Source organism: Diaphorobacter sp. J5-51, from assembly GCF_001023515.1.
Taxonomy (GTDB): domain Bacteria; phylum Pseudomonadota; class Gammaproteobacteria; order Burkholderiales; family Burkholderiaceae_C; genus Diaphorobacter; species Diaphorobacter nitroreducens.
The window spans coordinates 1-7409 of the sequence record NZ_JSYI01000102.1; the positions used below are offsets into that span (position 1 = coordinate 1).

At 69.4% G+C, this 7409-nt stretch carries 5 protein-coding genes; 2 read left to right on the forward strand and 3 right to left on the reverse strand.

Annotated features, from left to right (window positions below):
* Nucleotides 1–486, reverse strand: a 486-nt coding sequence (gene ssb / locus OX89_RS13795) for a single-stranded DNA-binding protein (RefSeq protein ID WP_047351044.1), incomplete at its 3' end; no start/stop codon positions are given.
* 134 nt (nt 487–620) lie between these two features.
* The gene (locus OX89_RS13800) at nt 621–1802 is read right to left on the reverse strand and encodes an MFS transporter (protein WP_047351047.1); all 1182 of its coding nucleotides are present in this window, start codon (nt 1800–1802) and stop codon (nt 621–623) included.
* A gap of 290 nt (nt 1803–2092) precedes the next feature.
* On the opposite strand from OX89_RS13800, the gene uvrA reads away from it, so the two are divergent.
* Together uvrA and putP are read left to right on the forward strand one after the other, a co-directional pair.
* On the forward strand, nt 2093–5182 hold the full coding sequence (gene uvrA, locus OX89_RS13805) for an excinuclease ABC subunit UvrA (protein WP_047351045.1): 3090 nt from the start codon (nt 2093–2095) through the stop codon (nt 5180–5182).
* Nucleotides 5183–5416: 234 nt separating this feature from the next.
* Nucleotides 5417–6910, forward strand: coding sequence for a sodium/proline symporter PutP (gene putP / locus OX89_RS13810; RefSeq protein ID WP_011807144.1), 1494 nt, complete (start codon nt 5417–5419; stop codon nt 6908–6910).
* A 61-nt stretch (nt 6911–6971) separates the two neighbouring features.
* Here putP and OX89_RS13815 read toward each other — a convergent pair.
* A partial coding sequence (locus OX89_RS13815; RefSeq protein WP_234305569.1) for a methyl-accepting chemotaxis protein occupies nt 6972–7409 on the reverse strand: 438 nt, incomplete at its 5' end.

Here is a 7409-nt window from a genome sequence, read left to right on the forward strand (position 1 = left end):
TGCCTCGGGCGCGGGGGCGGGGCGGGCCGCGGGGGGGGCGGGGCGCGGCGCGGGCGCGGCGCGGCGCGGGGCCTCGTAGCCGCCACCACCGCCGCCGTTGTCGCCGTAGCCGCTGTCGTCATAGCCGCCGCCCTGGCCGCCGCCCATGCCCTGGCGGCTGCCCAGCATCTGCATGGTGTCGGCGCGGATTTCGGTGGTGTAGCGCTCCTGGCCGCTCTGGTCGGTCCACTTGCGGGTGCGCAGGCTGCCTTCCACGTAGACCTGGGAGCCCTTGCGCAGGTACTGGCCCACGATCTCGGCCAGGCGGCCGTTGAAGACCACGCTGTGCCATTCGGTGGCTTCCTTGTTCTCGCCGGTGTTCTTGTCGCGCCAGCGGTCCGTCGTGGCGATGCGCACATTGGCGACCTGGTCGCCGCTGGGGAAGGTGCGCATCTCGGGGTCGCGCCCCAGGTTGCCGACGATGATGACTTTGTTCACGGATGCCATGAAAAATCCTTGTGCTTAGCCCGGACGGCAGGGAAGGGTTCCGGGCCAGATGAGTCCAACAGGCGACCCCTGCGAGGCCGCAGGTGCGCAGCATAGCGGCTTGCACGCCGCCGGGGCGCTGGAGGGTGAAAAAATCAGTGGCCGCCGCCGCGTCCCACCGGCCGCAGCGGCCAGGTGACGAGCAGCCACAGGGCCGTGAGCACGGCGGTGGCGGTGAACAATCCCGGCGCGCCCGCCCACTTCGCCAGCGCGCCGCCCAGCGCACCGCCCGCGAACAGGCCCAGCGACTGCAGCGTGTTGTAGGCGCCCAGCGCCGCGCCGCGCAGGTTGGCCGGCGCCATGCGCGACACCAGACTGGGCTGCGTGGCCTCCAGCGCGTTGAAGCCGCAGAAGAAGATGAACAGCAGCGCCGCCACCGGCATCAGCGATGGCGCAGCGCCTCCGGCCGCCAGCAGGCCAAAGCCCATCTGCACCACCAGCACCAGTCCAATGGCGACCAGCAGCGCCGCGCGCAGCCGTCCGCGCCGCTCCATGGCAAACAGCCCGCCCATGGCGACGAAGGACAGCACCACGGCCGGCAGGTACACCTGCCAGTGCGCGTCCTTGGGCAAGCCGGCCTGCACCAGCAGGGCCGGCACGGCCACCCACATGGCCATCTGCACCGTGTGCAGCACGAACACGCCCAGGTTCAGGCGCAGCAGGTCGGCATGGCGCCACACGTCGGCCAGGCGCCCGCGCGGTGCGTCGGCATGCTGCACCGGCTCGGGCGGCACCATCCACAGCACCACGGCCACGCCGCCCAGCGCCAGCGCGCAGGTCAGGCCGAAGAGGCCGGCCAGGCCGATGTGCGCGGCCAGCAGCGGCGCCGCCACCAGGGCGATGGCGAACATCAGCCCGATGCTGGCGCCCACCAGTGCCATGGCCTTGGTGCGCACCGCGTCGCGTGTCTGGTCGGCCAGCAGCGCCGTGACGGCGGCGGACACCGCGCCCGCACCTTGCAGCGCGCGCCCCACCAGCAGCCCCATCACCGAGTCGGCCAGCGCGGCGAGCAGGCTGCCCGCGGCAAACACCAGCAGCCCCAGGACGATGACACGCTTGCGCCCGAAGCGGTCCGACGCCATGCCCAGCGGCAGCTGCAGCACCGCCTGCGTGAGCCCGTAGATCCCCATGGCCAGCCCCACCAGGGCGGGGTCGTCGCCGCCCGGGTACTTGCGGGCTTCGAGGGCAAAGACCGGCAGCACCAGGAACAGGCCCAGCATGCGCAGCGCGAAGATCAGCGCCAGGCTGACGCTGGCGCGGCGCTCCATCGGGGTCATGGCGGTGGAGGGCGGAGTGGGTGTGGTGGTGTCCGGCACGGGCGCGGGGGCAAGTCAAAGCACGGATTCTCACCCATGGCCGGGCCGCACGCGGCAGGGCGGGCCATCGCGGCGTGTGGCGAATTGGGCATGAAATCGCGGTCAGATGCAATACAGATGAGCGCAAACAGCTATTTTTTCGGGAGCATCTGCATGGCTTACCAGACTGACGCCCAGGGCGCTCCGGCCGCGGCTTCTGCGCGGGCGGGGTGGGTGACCTATCATCGTGCGTTTGCCTCCAGGCACGCGCGATGCCCACCTTCGAGCCACCCTCCGACGATCGCCACCCTTCGCCTGCCGATGCGGCCGGAGGGCGCCCACTGGCGCAGGTCCTGCGCGAGCAGCGCATCAGCATCCGCGGGGCGCGCACACACAACCTCAAGAACATCGACCTGGACATCCCGCGCAACCAGCTCGTGGTGATCACCGGGCTGTCGGGCTCGGGCAAGTCCAGCCTGGCGTTCGATACGCTGTATGCCGAAGGGCAGCGCCGCTATGTGGAGAGCCTGTCGGCCTATGCGCGGCAGTTCCTGGGGCGGCTGGACAAGCCCGATGTGGACCTGATCGAGGGTCTGTCGCCGGCCATTTCCATCGAGCAGAAGGCCACCAGCCACAATCCGCGCTCCACCGTGGGCACGGTGACCGAGATCCACGACTACCTGCGCCTGCTGTTCGCGCGCGCGGGCACGCCGTACTGCCCGGACCACGGCCTGCCGCTGTCGTCGCAGACCGTGAGCCAGATGGTGGATGCGGTGCTGGCCTTGCCCGAGGACACCAAGCTCATGCTGCTGGCGCCCGTGGCACGCCAGAAGAAGGGTGAATTCACCGAGCTGTTCATGCAGATGCAGGCGCTGGGCTACGTGCGCTTTCGCGTGGACGGGCAGATCTACGAGCACGAAAGCCTGCCGCAGCTCAAGAAGACCGAGAAGCACGACATCGACGTGGTGATCGACCGCTTGAAGGTGCGCCCCGACGCCCAGCAGCGCCTGGCCGAGAGCATCGAGGCCGCCCTGCGGGTGGGCGGGCACGAGGGCAACGGCCGGGTACTGGCGCTGGAGATGGACTCGGGCCAGGAGCACTTGTTTTCCAGCAAGTTCGCCTGCCCGGTGTGCAGCTACTCGCTGCCTGAGCTGGAGCCGCGCCTGTTCTCGTTCAACTCGCCCACGGGCGCCTGCCCCGCGTGCGACGGCCTGGGCCAGCAGGAGGTGTTCGACCCCGCGCGCGTGGTGGCCTTCCCCGCCATCAGTCTCGCCAGCGGCGCCATCAAGGGCTGGGACCGGCGCAACGGTTACTACTTCGCCATGCTGGAGAGCCTGGCGCGGCATTACGGCTTTGATGTGGAGACGCCCTTCGAGGAGTTGCCCGAACGCGTGCGCGAGGTCGTCCTGCACGGTTCGGGCGAGGAAGAGATCGCCTTCAGCTACCTGCTGGACAGCGGCCCGAACAAGGGCAAGCCCATCGTCAAGAAGCACCCCTTCGAGGGCATCCTGCCCAACATGGCGCGGCGCTACCGTGACACGGACTCGGCCGTGGTGCGCGAAGACCTCGCGCGCTACCGCAGCGCCCAGCCCTGCCCCGAATGCCACGGCGCACGCCTGCGCCGCGAGGCGCGCCATGTGAAGGTGGGCGAGGGCGACGCCGCGCTGGGCATCTACGACGTGAGCCACCGCACGCTGGCGGAGGCGCTGCAGTGGTTCGCGTCGCTGCAGCTGGCCGGCGCCAAGGCCGAGATCGCCGGCAAGATCGTGCGCGAGATCGCCGCGCGCCTCACCTTCCTGAACGACGTGGGCCTGTCCTACCTGAGCCTGGACCGCAGCGCCGAGACGCTCTCGGGCGGCGAGGCGCAGCGCATCCGCCTGGCCTCGCAGATCGGCAGCGGCCTGACCGGCGTGATGTACGTGCTGGACGAGCCCAGCATCGGTCTGCACCAACGCGACAACGACCGGCTGATCGCCACCCTCACGCGGCTGCGCGACCTGGGCAACAGCGTGATCGTGGTGGAGCACGACGAGGACATGATCCGCGCCGCCGACCACTGCGTGGACATGGGGCCCGGCGCGGGCGTGCATGGCGGTCGCGTGATGGCGCAGGGCACCTACGACGAGCTGTGCGCCAACCCGCAATCGCTCACCGGACAGTACCTGAGCGGCGCCAAGACCCTGCCGGTGCCTGCGCGGCGCACGCCCTGGCTGCCCGTGTTGCAACAGAGCGCCGCAGCGCCCGAACCCGACAAGAAGCCCAAGTCGCGTTTTCCCGAGACGGCTGCCAGCCTGCGCAAGAAGGAGCGCCTGGCCGAGCACCGCGCCACGCAGGGGCAATTGCAGGCGCTGCGCGTGGTGGGCGCCACGGGGCACAACCTGAAGGGCGTGAGCGCGCAGTTCCCGGTAGGACTGTTCACCTGCGTGACGGGTGTGTCCGGCTCGGGTAAGAGCACGCTGGTCAACGACACGCTGCACAAGGCCGTGGCGCGCCAGCTCTACCGCGCGCACGACGAGCCCGAAGCGCATGAAACCATCGAGGGGCTGGAGTATTTCGACAAGGTCATCAACGTCGACCAAAGCCCCATCGGCCGCACGCCGCGCAGCAACCCGGCCACCTACACGGGCCTGTTCACGCCGATCCGCGAACTGATGGCCGAGACCACCACCGCCAAGGAGCGCGGCTACGGCCCTGGGCGCTTCTCCTTCAACGTGGCGCAGGGCTCGGGGGGCGGGCGCTGCGAGGCCTGCCAGGGCGATGGCGTGGTGAAGGTGGAGATGCACTTCCTGCCCGACGTGTACGTGCCCTGCGACGTGTGCCACGGCCAGCGCTACAACCGCGAGACGCTGGAGGTGCAGTGGAAGGGCAAGAACATCGCCCAGATCCTGGACCTGACGGTGGAGGACGCCCACGCCTTCTTCAAGGACGTGCCCACGATCGCGCGCAAGCTGCAGACGCTGCTGGACGTGGGCTTGTCTTATATCCGCCTGGGCCAGAGCGCCACCACGCTCTCGGGCGGCGAAGCGCAGCGCGTGAAGCTGGCGCAGGAACTCTCCAAGCGCGACACCGGCCGCACGCTCTACATCCTGGACGAGCCCACCACCGGCCTGCATTTCGCCGACATCGACCTGCTGCTCAAGGTACTGCTGCAGCTGCGCGACGCGGGCAACACCATCATCGTCATCGAGCACAACCTGGACGTCATCAAGACCGCCGACTGGGTCATCGACATGGGCCCGGAGGGGGGCGCTGGTGGCGGCACCGTGGTGGCCGAGGGCACGCCCGAGCAGGTGGCCCACAATGCGGCCAGCCACACGGGCCGCTACCTGGCGCCGTACCTGTCTGCCGCCCCAAATCAGTAGTAACCCTGAGGTTTTGCGCCGCCGGCAGTTACAGTTGCGCGCCGCGGCGGAGTGTTTCACGACGCCAGCGCGGCTTTATGGCGAATGATTGGGCGCGGGCTCTGGTATCATCGCGCCACTTCGCTGGCCGGCGCTTGCCGGCACGGCAGCCCCCGGCCTCCGCGCCGGCTTCTCCTCCACCTTTTTTGGCAGGACTTCGCGGCGCGCAGCGCGCCCCGCGGGCCTGGACGTTTCATGAACCTGCTAGACCCGACCGTCATCACCTTCGGCATCTACCTGCTGGCCATGCTGTTCATCGGCTGGCTGGGCTACCGCGCGACGACCGACCTCTCCGACTACATCCTGGGCGGGCGCAGCCTGGGCAGCTTCGTCACCGCGCTGTCGGCCGGCGCGTCCGACATGAGCGGCTGGCTGCTCATGGGCCTGCCCGGCGCGGTGTACCTGAGCGGGCTGAGCGAGGCGTGGATCGCCATCGGCCTGACCATCGGCGCCTACCTCAACTGGCGCCTCGTGGCCGCGCGGCTGCGCCTGTACACCGAGCGCACCAACAACGCCCTCACGCTGCCCGACTACCTGGCCTCGCGCTTCGAGGACGGCGCCAACGTGCTGCGCCTGGTGACCACGGCGGTGATCCTGGTGTTCTTCACCATCTACTGCGCCTCGGGCGTGGTGGCGGGGGCGCGCCTGTTCGAGAGCATGTTCGGCCTGCCATACCAGACAGCCCTGTGGGTCGGGGCGCTGTGCACCATCGCCTACGTGTTCATCGGCGGCTTCCTGGCGGTGAGCTGGACGGACACCATCCAGGCCTCGCTGATGATCACCGCGCTGATCCTGGCGCCCGTGGTGGCCTACTTCGCCGTCACCGGCGAGCTGCAGGCGGGCCAGAGCCTCACCGAGATGATCGGTGCGCAGAAGCTCGACCTGATGCACAACGCCAGCGTGATCGGCGTGGTCTCGCTCATGGCCTGGGGCCTGGGCTACTTCGGCCAGCCGCACATCCTGGTGCGTTTCATGGCGGCGGATTCGGTGGCCTCCATCCCGCGCGCGCGCCGCATCGGCATGACCTGGATGGTGCTGTGCCTGGGCGGCGCGGTGGCCGTGGGCCTGGTTGGCATCCCGTACTTCGCGGTGCACACGCAGCAGGCCGCCGGCGTGCAGGCCAATGCCGAAACGGTGTTCATCGAGATCGCGCGCCAGCTCTTCAACCCCTGGATCGCCGGCCTGCTGCTGGCGGCCATTCTGGCGGCGGTGATGAGCACGCTGTCGTGCCAGCTGCTGGTGTGCTCCAGCGCGCTGACCGAGGACATCTACCGCGTGTTCCTGCGCAAGAACGCCACGCAGCGCGAGCTGGTGTGGGTGGGCCGGGCGATGGTGTTCGCCATCGCCGTGGTGGCGATCGTCATCGCGGGCAACCCCAACAGCCGCGTGCTGTCGATGGTGAGCTACGCCTGGGCGGGCTTCGGCGCGGCGTTCGGGCCGGTCATCCTGCTGTCGCTGTTCTGGCGCGGCATGACGCGCAACGGCGCGCTGGCCGGCATCGTGGTCGGTGCCGTGACGGTGGTGGTGTGGAAGCAGGGCGGCTGGCTGGGGCTGTACGAGATCGTGCCCGGCTTCGTTCTGGGCGCGCTGGCCGTGGTGCTGGTGAGCAAGCTGGGCAAGCAACCCTCACCCGCCATGCTGCAGCGCCACGACGCGGTGGACGCCGAGATGGCGCGTCTGCAGGCCTGAGGTGATTGCGGGTTTGAGGTAAAGTGGCCTCAAACCCTTGTGGGATAAGCGCTAGAAGCTATTAATTATATAGCGCAACGGCGTGCGGTCGTTCGCCCAGCTTGAACACCGCCACGCCCTCCACCAGCTCCTGCGCCTGGCTGCGCAGGCTGGCGGCGGCGGCGGCCATCTCTTCGACCAGCGCGGCGTTCTGCTGCGTGGTCTGGTCCATCTGACTCACGGCCTCGCCCACCTGGGCCACGCCCAGCGACTGTTCGCGGCTGGCGTTGCTGATCTCGCCCATGATGTCGTTGACGCGGCGCACGGCGGTCACCACGTCTTCCATGGTCTTGCCGGCGCGCTCCACCAGCGCATTGCCGCGTTCCACGTCATGCACGCTGGCGGAGATCAGCTCCTTGATCTCGCGCGCAGCGCCCGCGCTGCGCTGCGCCAGGCTGCGCACCTCGCTGGCCACCACGGCAAAGCCGCGGCCCTGCTCGCCGGCGCGTGCGGCCTCCAC

What these genes read in the sequence shown, in the direction of transcription:
- OX89_RS13800 (WP_047351047.1), bottom strand. Translation starts at nt 1,802, where the DNA reads ATGACCCCGATGGAGCGCCGCGCCAGCGTCAGCCTGGCGCTGATCTTC.
- uvrA (WP_047351045.1), top strand. Translation starts at nt 2,093, where the DNA reads ATGCCCACCTTCGAGCCACCCTCCGACGATCGCCACCCTTCGCCTGCC.
- putP (WP_011807144.1), top strand. Translation starts at nt 5,417, where the DNA reads ATGAACCTGCTAGACCCGACCGTCATCACCTTCGGCATCTACCTGCTG.